12 protein-coding genes and 3 rRNA genes (1 of these 15 only partly in view) are annotated in these 18,439 nt (G+C 57.1%); 6 read left to right on the top strand and 9 right to left on the bottom strand.

From position 1 onward, the window contains the following. The 3 genes from POR16_RS24645 to rrf (POR16_RS24635) all read left to right on the top strand — a co-directional run. A 23S ribosomal RNA gene (locus tag POR16_RS24645) occupies nucleotides 1-1,747 on the top strand; it begins 1,147 nt to the left of the window's first position. 157 nt (nucleotides 1,748-1,904) lie between these two features. Beyond that, a 5S ribosomal RNA gene (gene rrf / locus POR16_RS24640) occupies nucleotides 1,905-2,020 on the top strand. Nucleotides 2,021-2,127: 107 nt separating this feature from the next. Next, nucleotides 2,128-2,243 (top strand): 5S ribosomal RNA (rrf, locus tag POR16_RS24635). Between the two features lie 106 nt (nucleotides 2,244-2,349). Here the strand turns inward: rrf (POR16_RS24635) and POR16_RS24630 are convergent. The 7 genes from POR16_RS24630 to POR16_RS24600 form a co-directional block, all read right to left on the bottom strand. Further along, complete coding sequence (locus POR16_RS24630; RefSeq protein ID WP_005895839.1) at nucleotides 2,350-2,826, bottom strand: SRPBCC family protein; 477 nt, start codon at nucleotides 2,824-2,826, stop codon at nucleotides 2,350-2,352. Between the two features lie 35 nt (nucleotides 2,827-2,861). After that, nucleotides 2,862-6,305: a non-ribosomal peptide synthetase gene (locus POR16_RS24625; protein ID WP_005895841.1), complete on the bottom strand. Its 3,444-nt coding sequence runs from the start codon at nucleotides 6,303-6,305 to the stop codon at nucleotides 2,862-2,864. Further along, nucleotides 6,302-7,249 carry a diiron oxygenase gene (locus POR16_RS24620; protein WP_005895843.1) on the bottom strand — a complete coding sequence of 316 codons (948 nt, stop codon included), beginning with the start codon at nucleotides 7,247-7,249 and terminating at the stop codon, nucleotides 6,302-6,304. The genes POR16_RS24625 and POR16_RS24620 overlap by 4 nt, the downstream gene beginning before the upstream one ends. 20 nt (nucleotides 7,250-7,269) lie before the next feature. After that, nucleotides 7,270-8,058: a DUF3050 domain-containing protein gene (locus tag POR16_RS24615; RefSeq protein ID WP_005895845.1), complete on the bottom strand. Its 789-nt coding sequence runs from the start codon at nucleotides 8,056-8,058 to the stop codon at nucleotides 7,270-7,272. A 784-nt stretch (nucleotides 8,059-8,842) separates the two neighbouring features. Further along, nucleotides 8,843-9,580 (bottom strand): GntR family transcriptional regulator, encoded by a 738-nt coding sequence (locus POR16_RS24610; protein ID WP_005895847.1) that lies wholly within the window; start codon nucleotides 9,578-9,580, stop codon nucleotides 8,843-8,845. Nucleotides 9,581-9,898: 318 nt separating this feature from the next. Next, a complete protein-coding gene (locus POR16_RS24605) occupies nucleotides 9,899-10,906 on the bottom strand; it encodes an aldo/keto reductase (RefSeq protein WP_053932775.1) in 1,008 nt (335 codons plus the stop codon). 20 nt (nucleotides 10,907-10,926) lie between these two features. Beyond that, entirely contained in the window at nucleotides 10,927-11,616 is a 690-nt protein-coding gene (locus tag POR16_RS24600; RefSeq protein ID WP_005895854.1) for an HAD-IA family hydrolase, read from the bottom strand. Nucleotides 11,617-11,772: 156 nt separating this feature from the next. Between POR16_RS24600 and POR16_RS24595 the strand changes: the two genes are divergently transcribed. The 3 genes from POR16_RS24595 (at nucleotide 11,773) to POR16_RS24585 (ending at nucleotide 16,928) form a co-directional block, all read left to right on the top strand. Further along, the gene (locus POR16_RS24595; RefSeq protein ID WP_005895856.1) at nucleotides 11,773-13,254 is read left to right on the top strand and encodes a YdgA family protein; all 1,482 of its coding nucleotides are present in this window, start codon (nucleotides 11,773-11,775) and stop codon (nucleotides 13,252-13,254) included. Nucleotides 13,255-14,008: 754 nt separating this feature from the next. After that, on the top strand, nucleotides 14,009-14,491 hold the full coding sequence (locus POR16_RS24590; protein WP_005895858.1) for a hypothetical protein: 483 nt from the start codon (nucleotides 14,009-14,011) through the stop codon (nucleotides 14,489-14,491). After that, nucleotides 14,484-16,928: an alpha/beta hydrolase gene (locus POR16_RS24585; protein WP_005895859.1), complete on the top strand. Its 2,445-nt coding sequence runs from the start codon at nucleotides 14,484-14,486 to the stop codon at nucleotides 16,926-16,928. The genes POR16_RS24590 and POR16_RS24585 overlap by 8 nt, the downstream gene beginning before the upstream one ends. A 121-nt stretch (nucleotides 16,929-17,049) precedes the next feature. On the opposite strand, the gene POR16_RS24580 is transcribed toward POR16_RS24585, so the two are convergent. Both POR16_RS24580 and POR16_RS24575 read right to left on the bottom strand, forming a co-directional pair. Further along, a complete protein-coding gene (locus tag POR16_RS24580) occupies nucleotides 17,050-17,478 on the bottom strand; it encodes a DUF2628 domain-containing protein (protein ID WP_005895861.1) in 429 nt (142 codons plus the stop codon). A gap of 378 nt (nucleotides 17,479-17,856) precedes the next feature. Beyond that, nucleotides 17,857-18,408: a hypothetical protein gene (locus POR16_RS24575; protein ID WP_005888883.1), complete on the bottom strand. Its 552-nt coding sequence runs from the start codon at nucleotides 18,406-18,408 to the stop codon at nucleotides 17,857-17,859. Nucleotides 18,409-18,439 lie beyond the last annotated feature (31 nt).

The following is an 18,439-nucleotide window of genomic DNA, read 5'->3' as shown; positions in this document are numbered from 1 at the left end:
AGCTACGGGTATCATCTTTTGATGATGCGGTAGAGGAGCGTTCTGTAAGCCTGTGAAGGTGAGTTGAGAAGCTTGCTGGAGGTATCAGAAGTGCGAATGCTGACATGAGTAACGACAATGGGTGTGAAAAACACCCACGCCGAAAGACCAAGGTTTCCTGCGCAACGTTAATCGACGCAGGGTTAGTCGGTCCCTAAGGCGAGGCTGAAAAGCGTAGTCGATGGAAAACAGGTTAATATTCCTGTACTTCTGGTTATTGCGATGGAGGGACGGAGAAGGCTAGGCCAGCCTGGCGTTGGTTGTCCAGGTTTAAGGTGGTAGGCTGAGATCTTAGGTAAATCCGGGATCTTAAGGCCGAGAGCTGATGACGAGTGTTCTTTTAGAACACGAAGTGGTTGATGCCATGCTTCCAAGAAAAGCTTCTAAGCTTCAGGTAACCAGGAACCGTACCCCAAACCGACACAGGTGGTTGGGTAGAGAATACCAAGGCGCTTGAGAGAACTCGGGTGAAGGAACTAGGCAAAATGGCACCGTAACTTCGGGAGAAGGTGCGCCGGTGAGGGTGAAGCATTTACTGCGTAAGCCCACGCCGGTCGAAGATACCAGGCCGCTGCGACTGTTTATTAAAAACACAGCACTCTGCAAACACGAAAGTGGACGTATAGGGTGTGACGCCTGCCCGGTGCCGGAAGGTTAATTGATGGGGTTAGCGCAAGCGAAGCTCTTGATCGAAGCCCCGGTAAACGGCGGCCGTAACTATAACGGTCCTAAGGTAGCGAAATTCCTTGTCGGGTAAGTTCCGACCTGCACGAATGGCGTAACGATGGCGGCGCTGTCTCCACCCGAGACTCAGTGAAATTGAAATCGCTGTGAAGATGCAGTGTATCCGCGGCTAGACGGAAAGACCCCGTGAACCTTTACTATAGCTTTGCACTGGACTTTGAATTTGCTTGTGTAGGATAGGTGGGAGGCTTTGAAGCGTGGACGCCAGTTCGCGTGGAGCCAACCTTGAAATACCACCCTGGCAACTTTGAGGTTCTAACTCAGGTCCGTTATCCGGATCGAGGACAGTGTATGGTGGGTAGTTTGACTGGGGCGGTCTCCTCCTAAAGAGTAACGGAGGAGTACGAAGGTGCGCTCAGACCGGTCGGAAATCGGTCGTAGAGTATAAAGGCAAAAGCGCGCTTGACTGCGAGACAGACACGTCGAGCAGGTACGAAAGTAGGTCTTAGTGATCCGGTGGTTCTGTATGGAAGGGCCATCGCTCAACGGATAAAAGGTACTCCGGGGATAACAGGCTGATACCGCCCAAGAGTTCATATCGACGGCGGTGTTTGGCACCTCGATGTCGGCTCATCACATCCTGGGGCTGAAGCCGGTCCCAAGGGTATGGCTGTTCGCCATTTAAAGTGGTACGCGAGCTGGGTTTAGAACGTCGTGAGACAGTTCGGTCCCTATCTGCCGTGGACGTTTGAGATTTGAGAGGGGCTGCTCCTAGTACGAGAGGACCGGAGTGGACGAACCTCTGGTGTTCCGGTTGTCACGCCAGTGGCATTGCCGGGTAGCTATGTTCGGAAAAGATAACCGCTGAAAGCATCTAAGCGGGAAACTTGCCTCAAGATGAGATCTCACTGGAACCTTGAGTTCCCTGAAGGGCCGTCGAAGACTACGACGTTGATAGGTTGGGTGTGTAAGCGCTGTGAGGCGTTGAGCTAACCAATACTAATTGCCCGTGAGGCTTGACCATATAACACCCAAGCAATTTGCGTCGAATGACCAGATTGCGGTGACTGTGAAGATGACACGAACCGAAAGTTTGCGTCACAAGCGACACCTGAATAACTGACTGTCACATACCCGATTTGCTGAAGCGCGCCGTATGGCACGACTCGGTACCCGAATTTCTTGACGACCATAGAGCATTGGAACCACCTGATCCCATCCCGAACTCAGTAGTGAAACGATGTATCGCCGATGGTAGTGTGGGGTTTCCCCATGTGAGAGTAGGTCATCGTCAAGATTGAATTCCAGAAACCCTCATCGCTTACGCGTTGAGGGTTTTTGTTTAAGTAGAAGTCACCAAAATTCGCTGGAACGTTACCTGATAACGGGTCAGTAACAGAATTTCTTGACGACAATAGAGCATTGGAACCACCTGATCCCATCCCGAACTCAGTAGTGAAACGATGTATCGCCGATGGTAGTGTGGGGTTTCCCCATGTGAGAGTAGGTCATCGTCAAGATTGAATTCCGAAACCCCTCATCGCTCACGCGATGAGGGGTTTTGTCGTTATGGGCCAGCACTAAGCCTGAGAAGCCATTCCGGCCTTCCTGCTTAGAGGCCTGTTTTCAGGCAAACAGATTGCGCACGTTGCCCATTGCCCCTTCAGCAAAGCCCTGGAGAAACTCTTGAAAGGCTTCGCCCTCTGGCCCCCCCTGAACAGGATCGGCAATAATCGTCCAACTCGCCACGCATGTTTTTTCACCATCAGCCTCAACAGTCATTGCCGCCCATAGATTGCTGACCGGCAGACTGGTGTGGATCAGCGACCAGGTCATGTACATCGCATCATCATCACGAGTGTTCAACTGCTCAATGGCCACATTGCCATCCTTGAACAGCTTCCTGCGAACCGAGCCTGCTCCTGCGCCCGTAACCTCGGTACTGTCCAGCGCCGTTATGAATGCTTGAAACCCGCCGAAATTACCCACGATTGCCCATACGTCATGCGCATCGCCAGCGACATTCACTGCGCATACCACGCGGCATATGTGTGGGTTTTTGATCAGGGTGTCCGGCTTCAGATGGCTGTGAAATGTATGCATGTCGTTCTCCATTTATTACGTCAGGGTGCTATTGCTCAGATGAAGTTGATTTCTTTCAGGTAATCGCAACCCCTGCGCAGCAGTGTCGGGGTCTTCCGTGGGTAGCGCTCGCCCATGAGGCGGATGCCTTTCAAGGCGTTCTGATACTCGATCATCGAAATGTCGCCGATGTCCTCTTCAAAGCCGTCGAGGTAAAAACCCAGCACGCCAAATAACGCGTTCTGACTGTCGACTCTGCTGAGCTGGGCCTGCCACTGCGCTACGCTGACCAACTCGTATGAGCGCCCCGCTTCGCGGAAGGCTTCCACGTAACAGCTCCAGCTCAAGGGCTCGGGGTTATGCAAGTTGAAGACAGCACATTCGGGCTCATGGCGACTGGCATGGAAACTGATGAACCGCGCCAGAAAGTCCACCGGCATCAGATCGAAATGGATGTCGAACGCCGGGACCTGGCCCAGCTGCAAAGAGCCCTTGAGCATCAGCATCAAACGGTTCTTCTGTGGCTGGCATACACCGGTGCTGCTGTTGAAGGCGATGTTCCCGGGTCTAAAGATGTTTACCCACGCGCCTTGATCCTTGGCACGCTGCAGGAGCCGCTCAGCCACCCATTTCGAAAGGTTGTAGCCGTTCTTGATGTAGATCGGCGGTGTATCGGCTGCAGGCTGCTCAAGCACCTTGCCGGTCGCATCGACAGCACTCGATGCGGACAACGTCGAAACGAAGTTGAAGATCTTCTTGCTGCGTCCTTCACACAGCTTCAGGCACTCGAATATGGGGGCGACGTTGTCTCTGGCCAGTGCTTCATAGTCCTGAACATGGTTTACATTGGCTGCGTTGTGTATCAGCGCCCCGAACTCACGGTCCAGTCGTTCATACACCTCCTCACTGAGGCCCAGTTCGGGCAGCGTGATATCCGCTGCGTAAACGCGCACACGGCTCAGGTCCAGGTGTTCCAGCCGGTTTTCCCGGAGTGAATGCTCAAAGCGCTGCTGCGCGTTTTGCCCCGGAGCCTCACGCACCAGGCAGGCGATTTCAGTCGCCCCCCAATTCAACAGCGCTTCGACGATATGCACACCGAGAAAGCCGTTGGCACCGGTAACGATCACTTTATGAACATCGCCCAGCTTGCTGACAGGCAATGCCGCCAGGGTGATGCTCCTGTTTGCATCCTCCAGCGCCTGAGGGCTCACTGTGTGGGCTGACGCACCGTCGCTGGCTAGCAGGCTGGCCAGTGTCAGTACAGTCGGTGCTTCAATAAAGCGGTTGATCGGGATACTGCGCCCGAACCGCTCACGAACCCCGAGCAACAAGCGTGAGAGCAGAATCGAATGGCCGCCCAGATTGAAAAAGCTCTCGTCCGTCGAGATATCACCCGGCGGCAACTCCAACAGCTCGGCCCATAAATCCACCAGCGTCTGTTCCTGCTCGCTGGCAGGCAGGCGAAGGCGGTGCTGCTCTGTAAAACTCAGCGGTATTTCCAGCAGTGCCTTGCGATCGACCTTACCGTTGGCGGAGAACGGCATGCCGGGCAACAGGGTGTACGCAGCCGGGTGCATATACTCCGGCAGCAGGCGTTGCACATGTGCTCTCAACGCCTGTTCATCGTGCGCAGCGTAGGGTTGCGCGAGAAACGCCAGAATTCGACGCTGACCGTCGACCACGACCGCGACTTGCCTGTACAACTGACTGGCGCGCAGACAATGTTCTATCTCTTCGGGCTCGACCCGAAAGCCGCGGATTTTCACCTGATTGTCACGGCGGCCAACCAAAGCGATGCCGTCTGCCGTCCACCTGGCGATATCGCCGGTACGATAGGCGCGTAACTGTTGCCCGTCCGGCAGCGTAAGCCACACATAGCGCTCGGCTGTAAGCTCGGGGTTGTTCACGTAACCCAGACACACACCCGGCCCCACGATGTACAGCTCACCCTGAGTCTGCTCGGCGACAGGCTGCAACTGCTCGTCGAGAATCCACACCTGGCTGTTGGCAATCGGTCTCCCCAGTTGCCGATTGCTGCTGGAAGACCCGAACTCACAGGCCGTGACCAATACTGTGGCTTCAGTCGGGCCGTACAGATTGTGGAAACGACACTGCCCGCTGAGCTGCTCGATAACGTGCGGTTCACAGACGTCTCCGCCAGTCACCACATGCTCAAGCCCCAGCGGCTGATCCAGCGGCAGGATGCTCAGCAGCGCCGGCGGCAGAAACGCGTGAGTGATGCCTGCCTGCAGTACCTCCATCAGTTGTGACGGATCGCGGCGCTGATCTTCATTCGGCACCACCAGTTCGGCGCCACTCAGCCAGGCAGGGAAGATATCGATGACCGACGAATCAAAGCTCAGCGTCGAAAATTGCAGCACCCGGCTGTGCTCGCTCAGGCTCACGTACTCGGCATACCAGGCAGTGAAATGGCTGAGGTTGCGTTGGCTGAGCAATACGCCTTTCGGTTGCCCGGTGGTGCCTGAGGTGTACAGCGCCATACACGGGGTATCCGGACCCGGCCGGACGACTTTCGGCGTCGAAGCCACATCGGCCAGGCTGAGGGCACTGATGTTCAGCGCAGGAAATTCAGCCGCCGCCAGCGGATGCGAGCCATCGTGCAGCAACAGCATCGCACCCGAATTTTCCAGGATGTACTGCTGCCGTTGCAGGGGCTGACCAGGATCAAGCGGAAGGTAAACCGCACCGCAGGCAAGAATGGCCAGGATGCCTGCGTACAGTTCAGGTGACTTGGGCAGACAAATGCCGATGACCGGGGGTGTATCGGCAGTAGCAGGCACGAGCGCCGGCAGCAAAATGCGTTGGATGGCGACGCTCTGCGCATGCAGCTCTCGATAGCTGAACGTCTGATTCTGAATCGACAGTGCAGGGCGTTCAGCAAACCTCCGCAATGCCTGTTCCAGCCGCACGTTGACCGGGGTTTCGGCGAGTTTCAACAAGTGCGGCTGCGCCGTTTGATTCAGGCGATGCTCGAACAGCAACTGATCCACTGCCTGCAAATCCTCCTGCCGTGCATATGAGGCAAGTTGCGCAGTCGGCAGGGTGTTGAAGTAATTTTCGTCTCTGGAAAAGCGGCTGACCTGCAGTGCCGCCAGGTCCACCATTCTTGCCACCGCTTCATCACGCAGCATGCGCCCGTTACCGGACGGCTCGACCGGCAGGCACTCGCAAGCAATCAATCGTCTGGCGTCAGCAGGGCCTTCCCAACACAACAGCTCCAGTCGAGGTTGCGCGTGTTCCCGAGGCCGGCTGAACCCGACTCTGAGGCTAAGCTGCACAGGCCTGTCATCGCTTTGCGGAGCCTCATCCGACGTCAGGCTGCCATCGTTGATCAGGATCGATGCGTCAGATATCGATAAGCCCGGCAGCGCGTACCGGTCAGGCAGATGACGCACGCCATGACCATGATTCAGCAGCTCGGCATGCAGTTCGCTCAGGGTCGAGCTATGACCGATGAGCACAATCTCCAGGCGCTTCATTGCACCGTGCTCTGGGCAGGGAGGTAGTCCGCAAGCGCACGCTGCACGCAAGGATCTTCCAGCATCGAACTGCTCTTGAAGAAGCGCACGATGTTGCCGACCAGCGGGTGATGGCGATTGACCGGGAAATCCATCGCCGTTGTTTCAGCCCTGAGAGCTTGTTTGACCGGCTCAGGCACTTCGAGGTGATCAATTAGAGCGAAATCGAAGCCGCTCTGAATATCATTGGTCAAATATTGAGCAATGAACACCGGCATGATGAGGGCGATACACTCACGGTCCTGTTCGGCCGCCGTGTGCCAGTAAATACGCACCAGCCGCGCCCAGAACCCCGAGTGCCTTCCCTCGTCCAGCAAGTGATCCGCCATCAGGCCCTTGATCGACTGTTTGACCGAGTCGTCCTTGGCGAACGCTGCTACGTCGTTGGTGACGGTATTTTCCGCAATGGCGACGCAGATCAGCTCCACCGCACTGCGCAGATGCTCCGGAGCCAGGGCGAGGGCTGCGGGAATGGCACGGCTGAGCTCGATCTCTTCAGGCAGCCGAATGGGCTTGATGCCAGTCAGGGCGATGGTTTGCTGCATGAAGTCCATCGCCACCAATGCGTGATAATCCTCATCGACTACCACCGTCATCGCGTCATAGCGGCAGGCAAACGGAAAGCGGATGGTGAAGTTGTCCTTGGCGATGCTGCGCGCCGTTTTGTCGACGATCTCTGTTTCAAAGATCACCACATCGTTGATGAACTTGTAGAGACTTTGCACCAGCGCGTAATCGCGCAAATGCGCGCACTCCCGGCTAAATGTGTCGCTGAGCACCAACGGTTGGCGGCTGAGGGGATAGATCAGTTTTTCATCGTTTTCGACAATTCTGCGTGGGCGGGTACGAATGGTCGCGCGGCTTTCCCACGCATCGATGAACGACGTGTAGTCTTCTGCTCTCATGATGACTTCCTTCTAAGGGGTCAGAGTGTTGCAACCGAGCTGGCCTGCACCAGTGGTGCCTGCATGCTGATGCGCAGCGTGTCCCACAGCCGGACCCTGCTTTTCACGGCTGCGATAGCCGCCTGGTAAACCTCTTTTTCCCGTTGCGCGTCGTCGCCAACCAGGCGCGCCAGCAAGTGCTCTGCAGCAGGACCGTGGTCTTCGGAGTCCACTTCGATATGGCGCTCCAAGTAATAGCGAAAAGTCGGTGCCTGATCGACGGTGATGCCCCAGTCATCAAGAATGCTCTGGAACATCTGCGGGATAACGCTCTCGCGACCATGCAAAAATGCCGCAGCAACGCTGTGTGCGGGGGCGTGCAGGGCTGTTTCGAGCGTGTGTGTCACGAAGGCCGAGGCCGCCTGACCGGCATTGACCTGCTGCAGCGCCGTCGAGTAGTGGACGCCTTGCCGTTGCAGCTCGATGAAGCGCTCGATCTGCGCGGTGCTTGCGCCGATTTCGCGCATGGCGTCCAGATAGAGTTCGAAATGGCTGTAGTGGCCATGCCCCGGTTTGTCGTCGGACTCTTCTCCCAGCACGATCTCATTGATCAGACGGGCAGCGGAGGCGTCCATCGGTGGCAGCCAGGGCAGGCGCGTGCAGGTCAATTCCTGCTGCAGACGCTTGGTCAAAGACATGAAGTCCCACACCGCGAATACATGGGTCTCCATAAAACGCCTCAGCACAGGCAATGTGGTGATTTCTGCAAAGATCGGGTGACGGCTTAGTGCTGCTTTTTGATAAGCGAGTAGCGTTTTCTCACAAGACATGGCGATATCCTTTTGGTCATGTTAGTTGTTTGAAGTGGCGCAGTTTTTCTTTGGTGCGTGGCGGTTGGTGGTTATAAATAAGGCCGAAACTTACCGGCTGGCAGGCGAAAGACGTCCTGCTGTTCAAAGCATTAGTTCACAGTGGGCCCACAGTTCTGTGTGGGTTTTGTCGTCAGTTAAAGACGCTGCTGGGTTGCTGAAGGCCATGATGGCCTAGCGGTGCAGCAACAAGGTGGTTGGCTGCGTAGAAAACTTAAAACAAATTTAATCAGGCATGCAATCAATTTTTAATAATATTTAATTGATGCTTTTTTAAAGTAAAGCGGGTGGCTATAAAACATTCTTTCAATGTTTTATTTAGGCGCAGACAACCCTTCCGACTGAAGAGGGTCAGAATAATTACTAATGAGCGAATGCCTCGCTCAGCGTTGTCGTTAAGCCGTCTAATCAGAGTGATGGGTTTTTATGGGCGATCATTGGAAATGACTTCCAATAGGTGTGTGCCCCGTTCAGCAACTCCTTATCCATTGAGTTCAGATGAACAGAGAACTGCCCCGATGCTGCGCGGACAGCTCCAGCCGTCTCCATGGAATACCCTCCGGTTGGGTTCCCTGGGACCACGACCGAGTTTGCCTCATTCCAGTGTCAGGCCACCCGCGATCAGTAAAATAGATATGAAAGTGCCATGCCAGGTGCCGAGACTGCGAGGAGGAGGGGGCAGAGAAGGGCGGTCGGTCAATCTGCCAGCTATGTTTCAACGCCGGCAGATCAACGCTTCGCTTGTTCAGGCGGGTTTTTTCTTCGATGCGCGGGCAGGCTTTGCGTTGATAGCCTTGTTGCTGTTCAGGTATTCAGTTACCGCCTTGACGCCGCGGTTGAGATGCAGCTTCAAGGCTTCCACACAGGGCTCGACGGCCCTTTGCTCGGCCAGCCGCAGCAGCTCCCAGTGATCATCCTGAGAAAGCTTGCCCAGCCCCATGGCCGAAAGATTGAAGCGCAGAAAACGCTCTTCTTCGTTCAGGCCTTCTTCAACAAGGCGCATCAGGCGCTTGTTGCGTGTCTTGGCGTACAACGACAAGTGGAACAATCGATTGAGCTTGCCGATCTGGCCGAAGTCAGTCTCTACCTCAAGCTGTTCGATACAACGTGCGGCGACGGCCAGGTCCTCTGCATCCAGTAACGGAATGGACAGGCGCAACGCCTCGGACTCCAAGAGGATCCGCAGGGCATAGGCGTCTACAGCGTCTTCGGTGATCAATGGCGCTACCACCGCGCCCTTGTGCGTTTCGACGCGCAATAGAGACTGCGCCTCTAGTTGGCGTAATGCCTCACGCACAGGCATCCGGCTGACACCGAACAGCGTTGCCAGCTCCTGCTGACGCAAGGCCGTGCCGCTCGGCAAGCTGCCATCGATGATGGCGTTTCGCAGTTTTTCTTCAATAACTGATCGGGCAAGGTGCGCCGGAGGCTGCTCATTGCCCAGTACGGAGCCCAGAAAGGCTTCTCTATCTGATTTACGCATCGGCCTACTTCTTCATCAACCTGACTGGACAGGGTCCACTTAATCGCGGGGCTGCTGACAGACTAGCCAAGCCTTGCCTGCACGTCGCGAAAATAGAAACTTCATTGTGTGTTGTTGCATGATCCGGGGCGGCATTCCCAGCCTCCGGTGGTCAATAAATGCACACCTATCTTAACGCTCATCCGGCCTCAGCACCGAACGAGCGCTCAAAAGCACCAGGTTTCGACCTCGTTTTTTTGCGCCAAAGCACCTGGAACAGCCGTTTCAGCGCGCCATGCTGCTGCCCTTCGCGGCATAAGGCCGCAGGTGAGACGCGCCTCAGCGAACCAGGCGGCCGGACACAAAGTGCTGAACATCATTGAAACCGGGTGTGGAGGCATGTCCGGGTGTGACCAGCGAGTCGATGAAGGCCTCATCTTCAGGCGTGATCTTCACCGCCAGCGCTTTTGTGTAGCCGTCCCACTGCTGTTCGGTCCTGGGTCCGACAATCGCCGAAGTCACCGCCTGATTGTTGAGCACCCAGGCAATGGCAAACTCGACGATGCCGACACCTTTGTCCTGCACGTACTCCTGAACCCGCTGCGCGATACGCAACGACTCCACGCGCCATTCGGTTTCCAGCAGCCGCTTGTCCTGACGCCCGGCCCGGCTTTCGCTGTCCGGAGCGATGTCCGGGGCGTACTTGCCACTGAGCACTCCACGCGCCAGCGGGCTGAACGGCACCACACCCAGCCCGTGATAGGCCGCAGCAGTGATCTGCTCGACTTCGGCCTGACGGTTGACGATGTTGTACAACGGCTGGCTGATGACCGGCTTGTCGACACCCAGACGTTGCGCGACGTTGACGATTTCCGCGATACGCCAGCCGCGGAAGTTCGACACGCCCCAGTGGCGAATCTTGCCCTGACGGATCAGGTCGCCAATCGCCGAGACCGTTACTTCCAGCGGAGTGTTCTGATCTTCCTTGTGCAGGTAATAGATATCCACATAGTCGGTATCCAGTCGCCGCAAGCTGTTCTCGATGGCGTTGAAGATATGCTTGCGGTTCAGGCCTGCCCGGTTGGGCAGGCCGTCTGCAGGACCGATGGCGACTTTGGTGGCCAACACCCAGTCGCTGCGCTGCGCCGCAATGGCCCGGCCGACGATTTCTTCCGAGCGACCGCCGTTGTAGACATCCGCAGTGTCGATGAAATTGATGCCCTGATCCCTGGCCTTGTCGATGATACGCAGTGACTCTTCGGCACCGGTCTGCTCGCCGAACATCATCGAGCCGAGGGTCAATGTAGAAACCTTGAGGCCTGACTGGCCGAGGGTTCGATAATCCATGCTCATCATCTCCTTGTCATTCAATCGAGTTCAGGCAACCCCCACGCCTTGAGCGGGAAGTCGGCCAATGAGGCAAGCAGCAGATCTGCGTGCTCGTATTGCTCGACCGGCATGTGCGAGTCCGGCACTGCCACAGCGTACATGCCGGCAGCCTTGGCTGCGGTGACACCGAACGGCGAGTCTTCGAAGACCAGGCAATCTGCCGGGGCAACACCGAGACGGCGTGCGGCGACCAGAAAGATATCCGGCGCCGGTTTGGCCGCGCCCACTTCAGGGTCATCGGCGGTCACGACCGTGTCGAACAGCTCGAACCATGCGCGGTGCAGGGTCGTCTTGGCCTGGAAGTAATGCACCGACGAACTGGTGCCCACCGCAATGGGAATATTGTGGGCAGCCAGATGCCGCACCAGCGCCTCGGCGCCGGGCATTGCCGCAGCGCGTGGGAAACGCTCTTCGAGCATGGGCTCCCGAACCTCGAGAAACTCGTCTATCGACATCGGCAGTTCAAGCGCCTTGATCACGTAATCCGAGAAATCTCGTGCGCCACGGCCAATGGTGTGTTGTTTGACAGACCAGTCGAAGGTTCGGCCATGTCGGCTGGCAATCAGGTGCGTGACTTCCGTGTAGACACCCTCGGTGTCCAGCAACAGACCATCCATATCGAAGATGACGGCCTTGATCGGGCCTCGTTCGTTGTGCTGTTCGCTCATGTGATCCCGTCCGGTTTTCGAATTCGGTTTTCAGCCTAACGTTTCCATGAACACCGTGGCTACCCTGTGTTTCTGATAATCTTTCGCGGTTTTCGGGCTGTGCTACCGGTCCCGGTACGACTTCCCCATCATCAGAACGGATATCTTCAGGTCACTATGAATAAATCAGCAGGTATAGCGATTGGCGTCATTGTCGTAGCGGGCGCATTGGTTACGGGAGGTGCCTGGTACACAGGCAATCAGCTGGAGGGCGCGCTGAACGATTCCATCAGCAAGGCCAATCAGGAGCTTTCCAAATCATTCAACGGCACTGACACCAGCGTCAAACTGGAAATGGTCTCGCTGGAAAAGCACTTCTTCAGCAGCACGGCGCATTATCGTGTCGACATCCAGAACCTGTCCGATAGCACCCAGGGTGGCCAGTTCCTGTTTGTTGACCAGATCGAGCACGGCCCCATACCGCTGTCGCGCCTGAAAACCCTGAACCTGCTGCCGGTCATGGCCCTGAGCAATTTCCAGATGGAAAAAAGCCCTGACGCCGACAAATGGTTTGCGATGAGCAAGGGCGTCCCGCCGCTGAAAGGGCAGGCCAGCATCAGCTATGACCGCGCCACCCGGGGCACGCTGCAAATGGCTCCGCTGGAAATGACCGATGTGGACGGGACGTTCAGCTTCTCGGGGCTGGACCTGAACGTCGAGTCGTCCGCTGATGCCGAGAAATTCAGCCTCGCCGGCAACATGGATAACCTGCAACTCAACGTCGCGTCAGCTGAAGGTCCGGTGAGCATCGAAGTCAAGGGCATGACCTTCGACACTGGCGGCACCAAGGGCAAGTCCGGCTTCTATCTGGGCCACACCAACATGAAAGTCCAGAATGCGGGTTTCCAGTTGGTGGGCAAACCAAAGGTGCAGATCAAGGACTTCACCAACACCAACCTGGCGCAGGAAGACGCCGGTAATCTGGCCGCGCAGGTCAATTACGATGCGGGCATGATTTCCTATGGCGGCAAGGAAGTGGGTGCCGGGCACATGGGCTTCAAGATCGCCAATTTCGATGTGATGGCCACGCAGGCGCTGTATCAGTTGTATCAGGAAAAAATCCTGCCTCAACAACAAGCAGCAGCGCTGGAGAAGCGTCCTTTCCGTCTGGAGCTGAACGCTGCCGATCAAGAACTGATGAACACCCAGATGAAGAAGCTGCTGACTGCCAAGCCGCATATCGAGCTGGAAAAGCTGTCGCTCAAGACCAGCAACGGTGAAAGCCACATGCGCATCGCGGTGGACCTGACCGATCCAGGGGCGCTTGATCAGCCATCTGATGCGCTGCTCTTGAAAACCCTCGGCGAGGTCAACGCTAAAGTCGTCTTGTCCAGGCCGATGATTCGCGACCTTGCGACACAGCAGGCCATACGCGAAGGCCAGACCGACCTCAAGGTCATCGCAGAACAGGCCAAGGCTGCCAGCGACATGGCCAGCGTCATGGCCGAGATGATGCAACTGGCCAAGGTCGACGGCGACAACATCGTCTCCGACCTGCACTATGCCAACGAAATGGTCGACTTCAACGGCCAGAAAATGACCGTTCAACAGTTCATGAGCAACGTCATGGGCAAGGTCGGCGCACTGGGCGGCCAGTAAGCTGCGGCTGTTTGCTCGGGCTGCGCGATGCGTGTCCCCGAGCGCTTTCAAGCTGATGCGGGCATTTCCTGCATCAGCGTGCTAATCACGCCCAGCGCCCGACGAATGAACTTCGACTGGGGCTACTCAGTATATTGACTACGGAGTGCCTTCAATAGCGTTGGTAGCTGAATGGGCCGTGGACTACTGGTCGCATACGTTGAATTCATGTTCTGTTTTTTGGCACGTAGTCAAAGATACTTTGTAAGGTATTGAGCTTGGCAGTATCTTTGTCCGGGATGCTGAAGCCAAGCGCATCTTCTAGAGCCAAAAACGCGTCAGCGACATCCAGCTTTAAATCTTCGTAAAACCTGTCTGTCGGTTTTATGTCTTATTTTGATATGCCAAGTGCGTTGGCCCAAATTTCTGTCACTTTTTCTGTTATCTCGCTCGTGATCGCGCGCTCCTTTCATGCGGGTAAACGTGCTATGAGGGGAAATATTAGGCCGTAGCAGAAGAGCTGTCTGCTGGTAGAAATAACAAGTGTTCTCAAGATCATGGAGCACGATGCTTACAACTGCCGCACTCAGAGGTAATCCGAGAATATTACGGTCCGAACATGTCTGAGCTGCTACGGATTTTCATACCTTACAGGTAAATACCGTAGTACCTACGCTGGTGAATCAGGAGCAATCAGCATCTAGCCTTTTCGCTATAAGGCCTGACGAGAAATCGCTAGACTCGGCATCTTCCGATAATGACCCAAGGACCTGGCATGCCGCTCTCTTCTGACACCCTGCGCCGTACGCTGGTGGCGTGGTTATACGCCGTCGCCGGGGCTCACGTGCTGGGCAGTCTCGTGTTCACCTGGGCAGGCTTTGCCGGTTTGCTCGATGGCTACCTGACAACGCTCGAACAGGCGTTCTGGACCGATGCGGTTCCCGCTGCTGCGCGTACGCAACAGGTCTGGTGGATGGCGTTGTTCGGCGCCACGCTGCAAACCTATTCGGTGTACATGCTGGCGCTTGTGCATTTGGGCAATCGCCTGAAAAGCGCCATGCCTTGGGGTTGGCTGATCGCCGGTCTTCTGCTCTGGGCGCCTCAGGACATATGGATCTCCGTGCGCGGCGGTGTCTGGTCGCACGTATGGCTGGACATGGCGGCGCTGCTGGCATTGCTGCCGCCGCTGATCTGGCTCTATCGCCATGACCGGTGCGCTGCGGCTGCCGATGTGTCGAGAGGGCGTAGTCATGTCTGACTTGCCGCTCATGTACCTGCTGGCGGGCAACGGCAGCAGTGCCGAATGGTGGGACGATGTTCTTCCGCATTTTCAGCGCTATCGGGTTGTACCCCTGGAATTGCCCGGCTTCGGCAGTAACCCGCAGCCGCCGTGCGCTGACATTGCTGGCTACGCCGATGCGTTACTGGCGGCGACGGAGCGGGGCAGCGCAATCATGGCGGTGGGCGTCAACGCCCTGTTGGTCATGCACGCGCTACAGCGCCAGCCGGGGCATTTCTGCAGAAGCGTGCTGTTGGCACCCGTGGGCGCTTTCCTGTGGCAGCGGCGCTTGCCCGCATTGATGTCGCCGCTGCCCATTCGCAAGAGTATTCACTGGCTGCTGGCCAACAAGCCCACGCTGTTTGCGAAGAAGTTTTCCAGACAAACCTGGCCTGCGGCGCATTACCAACGCATGGGAGCTGGCTATGCTCGCTGCCGTGCCTTCGTGCCGTATTGGGACCTGGTGCGCGCCGACACCGCGTTGCCGCTACTGGAGTGGGTCCAGGACCCGATCGAACTGGTTTGGGGCGATCAGGACAAGGTGCTGGGTATCGAGCAGGCCGCCGCATGGTCGGCCATTCTGGCGCGTGCCGACCTGACCATCAGCCTCATACCGGGTTGGGGGCATTACCCGTGGATCGATTCGCCAGCCGAATTCGCCCACTGGCTGGAATCCGCTGAGCGCGGCTTCGTTGCACACACCAAGGGCGGGCGCCTGCGTCTGGCAGCCATCGCCGGCCAGCCAGTGCCAGCGGCGTTGTCACTTGAGCAGGGTAATGACTCGGCGTTGCCTGCGTTTCTGGCCAATCAGCCTGACGCTATCTGGGCAGTGCGCTCGTCCAGCTTCGGCGAGGATCAGGCCGATGCGGCAAATGCCGGTCTGAGCACCACCTTTCTTCGCGAGCCTGCCCATAACGTGCCTGCGCGCATTGCAGAGCTGCACAGCGCCGGGGTCGAAGAGGTTGTGGTGCAGCGCTTCATTACGCCGGTGCTTTCCGGTATCGCGTTTGTGCGTCACCTGTCGATCGAGCTGGAGTGGGTCGAAGGCCATCTGGAGTCGCTGGCCGATGGTCAGGCGAGCCCCGAGCGAGCGATCATCTCGCGCCTCGGCGACGCCTGGAGCAGCGGCAGCTTCAGGCCCATTCATGGATTGACTCAGGAGATGCTCTGGGACTTCCTGCAAGGTGTTCTGCGAGTTTTCCATTACGTGCCAGGCGACGTCGAGTGGGCTTGGGACGGCAGCCAGCTATGGCTGCTGCAGTATCGCCCCATCAGTGATTATGGCTGGCGCAGGCACCTGACCGCCGCCAACATTGCCGAGATCCTGCCGCCTCAGCCCAGCCGCTTTGTGGAATACGCTCAGCGACGAGCTGCAAGCAGCATCCCGGCAATCATGGCGCGCTGGGACCCACGCATATTGCAGGACAACGAGCCGTTCACGGCACTGTTCGGTGCGGCGTCCTACATCAACAACGACTTGTTTCTTGCGCGGCTGGCAGACTGGGGCATTGCGTCCAGCAGCTATGCCGGTGAAGTCGGCGGAGCGACCCCGCACCTGCCTTGGCGGCCACTGCGCGTGCTGCGGTCGCTGCCCTTGTTTCTGCGCATGCAGCGCATTGCACGTGGCCATCTGCTGACCCTGGAGCAGCAACTGCATCGGTTTGACCGGGAGCTGCATACGCTGACCGCCCAAGGCACAGACGGCAAACAACTCGCCGACTGGTTCACCCGTTTCTACGTATTCGTCGTGCAGGGCAACCTGTGCATCGCCACCTCGCTGGCGAGCAGCGGCGGTGATCTGCTGGGACGTCCGCCAACCGCGTACGACGACCTCGAACACTGCCCGCATCGGCTGCCCTGGGAAACCGACCCGGCGACGCCGCGCCCGGCTTCCACGGACCTGCCATTGCAGGCATTTCCGGCCTGGCCAGGTTTCATTCGCGTAGCACACCGCGCAGGTCTGCCGGGCATGCGCGGTTACTACCTGCAAGTGCGCGAGTGGTACCGCGACAACCTGATGCGTCTGTTCTTCCGCCTGCACCACGCCATGCCCATTGCGGATCGAGAGCACTGGTTTGCACCTCATCCAGACATTCGCAGCCGTGATGGCAGCTTCTGGCAGGACGGGCGCGAAGGCGCAGAACAGGCCACCGGTTTCATGATCTACCCAGGGCAGGTGCAGGGTATTCTGGGCGAGGACATTCTGCTGGAAGACACCCTTGATCCAGGACGCCACGCGCACTACCAGAACGCACGCGCCGTGATCGCGCGCATGGGCGGGCGGCTTTCCTACGGGTCTACTTTGCTGCGCGAACTGCGCAAGCCTTCTGCGGTGCTGCCGAACGTCGATATGGCGTGGGTGGGAAGGGAAGTGCGATACGCGGATGGGGAATTGAGATTGGTCGAGGGGCAATGACAACGCCTGGTGGCCACTTATCCACAGCGAACCCGCGACCTCATCGAGAGGTGCGGGTGCGCTATTGACTCACCTCCTGTGAGAGCGGCCCCAAGCGCATTCAGTTGGCTACATCTTCAGGTCAGAGACGCATGCCTTTGAACGGGTTCCAGCCTTGCTCGCCTTTTACTTCCTTGAGGTAGTAGGAGTAATTAGCCGTCAGGGAGTACATCAAGGAAAACACGATGTTCAAGCCTGTGCCCAATGCTTTTGGAACCTCCATTCCGAGGATCCCGAAAAGCACACTCAGCACGATGTTGACCACGATGATGATGCCGATCAGCGCCAGGTTTTTCTTCCACAACCCCAGCACGAAGAAATAAATCGGGCCGAAGAAAAACGCGATGATATTGGCGCAAACAAGCAGCTTCTTCTTGAAGTCAGGCAGCGCGTTTACCGCCGGCTTGAAGCGTGGGTCGTTCGGCGCACCGTAAGTCTCGAAAAAGTTGAAGCGCTCCTGCCACTTGGCGCTGTACTTGCCAGTGCTTTGAGTCTGATCTGCTGTGCTCATGGATCTACTCCTCATGTTCCGTTGGGATGACGTGTTCTTCCGGGAAATCCTGTGTTTCTGGCTTACTCTTTTACATCGTGCGCGGGCGATTGTATGGACTTTAATGACGGCTTACTACGCCGTTACCGTTTGTTTCTTGCCCCTGAGAAAGAACACGGTATAGCGAAAGGCTTACACGCGCTGGAGGAAGTCGGCTATATCCGAGACCACGCAAGGTCAGTAGCATTGGATCCATCAACTGGTGAACAGGAGTTCACCAGGGTCAAGGATGACCGACCATTGCCTGGGAGGCAGCCGACAGGGAGTCGGGATGGTCTTGGAAAAACCCGCTTCGGCGGGTTTTTTGTTGGGCGCGAGAAAGTCTCGAGAGAACCCTGATCATTTGCGGAGCGCTTTTCTCTTGCGCAGGTTTTCACGATGTTTCTCAAGATCCTTGCGGCGACGCATTTCCTGGCGAATCTCTTTGCGCTCGGCTCGAATAATTCTCCATTGCACGCGCAATTCCCGCCCGCGCTGGCTGTTGAGCGACAAAAGGCCCAGCAGCGGGAAAAGCAGCCCCAGTGCGTAAAACATCAGCTCAAAGCGCCGCCAATGCGCAGGCGCAGTCGGCAACACAGCCAAAAAGCAGCCCACCAGAATGGCCGCCAATATCCAAACCCCGCAGGCGTGCCCGCGACTCATCATGATGCCGCCGAAACTCAAGACCAGTGTCACCCCCATCAAGAGCATCACCGACTGGCCCGTTCGCTCCAGATCATTCGGAAAGTACGCATCCACCACAATGCCCGCGGTGATGGCGAGGGAGAATATGCCCATGAAGATCGGTGTCAGAAAGGACATCAGATAACGCGAGCGGAAAGCAGCGACGTGGCTGCGGTACATCGCCATGGGCTCCAGATAAGCCGGCTTGCTGCGAGATTGTTTACCCATTGTTCTTCCTTGGTGGGTTTGTGGTGGGGCG

The organism is Pseudomonas coronafaciens pv. oryzae str. 1_6, from assembly GCF_000156995.2.
GTDB classification, from domain to species: Bacteria; Pseudomonadota; Gammaproteobacteria; order Pseudomonadales; family Pseudomonadaceae; genus Aquipseudomonas; species Aquipseudomonas tremae.
This window is presented reverse-complemented; position numbering and strand designations above follow the sequence as displayed.

Excerpts from the sequence above, each read along its gene's own strand:
- POR16_RS24630 (WP_005895839.1), bottom strand. The coding sequence starts at position 2,826 with ATGCATACATTTCACAGCCATCTGAAGCCGGACACCCTGATCAAAAAC.
- POR16_RS24625 (WP_005895841.1), bottom strand. The coding sequence starts at position 6,305 with ATGAAGCGCCTGGAGATTGTGCTCATCGGTCATAGCTCGACCCTGAGC.
- POR16_RS24620 (WP_005895843.1), bottom strand. The coding sequence starts at position 7,249 with ATGAGAGCAGAAGACTACACGTCGTTCATCGATGCGTGGGAAAGCCGC.
- POR16_RS24615 (WP_005895845.1), bottom strand. The coding sequence starts at position 8,058 with ATGTCTTGTGAGAAAACGCTACTCGCTTATCAAAAAGCAGCACTAAGC.
- POR16_RS24610 (WP_005895847.1), bottom strand. The coding sequence starts at position 9,580 with ATGCGTAAATCAGATAGAGAAGCCTTTCTGGGCTCCGTACTGGGCAAT.
- POR16_RS24605 (WP_053932775.1), bottom strand. The coding sequence starts at position 10,906 with ATGGATTATCGAACCCTCGGCCAGTCAGGCCTCAAGGTTTCTACATTG.
- POR16_RS24600 (WP_005895854.1), bottom strand. The coding sequence starts at position 11,616 with ATGAGCGAACAGCACAACGAACGAGGCCCGATCAAGGCCGTCATCTTC.
- POR16_RS24595 (WP_005895856.1), top strand. The coding sequence starts at position 11,773 with ATGAATAAATCAGCAGGTATAGCGATTGGCGTCATTGTCGTAGCGGGC.
- POR16_RS24590 (WP_005895858.1), top strand. The coding sequence starts at position 14,009 with ATGCCGCTCTCTTCTGACACCCTGCGCCGTACGCTGGTGGCGTGGTTA.
- POR16_RS24585 (WP_005895859.1), top strand. The coding sequence starts at position 14,484 with ATGTCTGACTTGCCGCTCATGTACCTGCTGGCGGGCAACGGCAGCAGT.
- POR16_RS24580 (WP_005895861.1), bottom strand. The coding sequence starts at position 17,478 with ATGAGCACAGCAGATCAGACTCAAAGCACTGGCAAGTACAGCGCCAAG.
- POR16_RS24575 (WP_005888883.1), bottom strand. The coding sequence starts at position 18,408 with ATGGGTAAACAATCTCGCAGCAAGCCGGCTTATCTGGAGCCCATGGCG.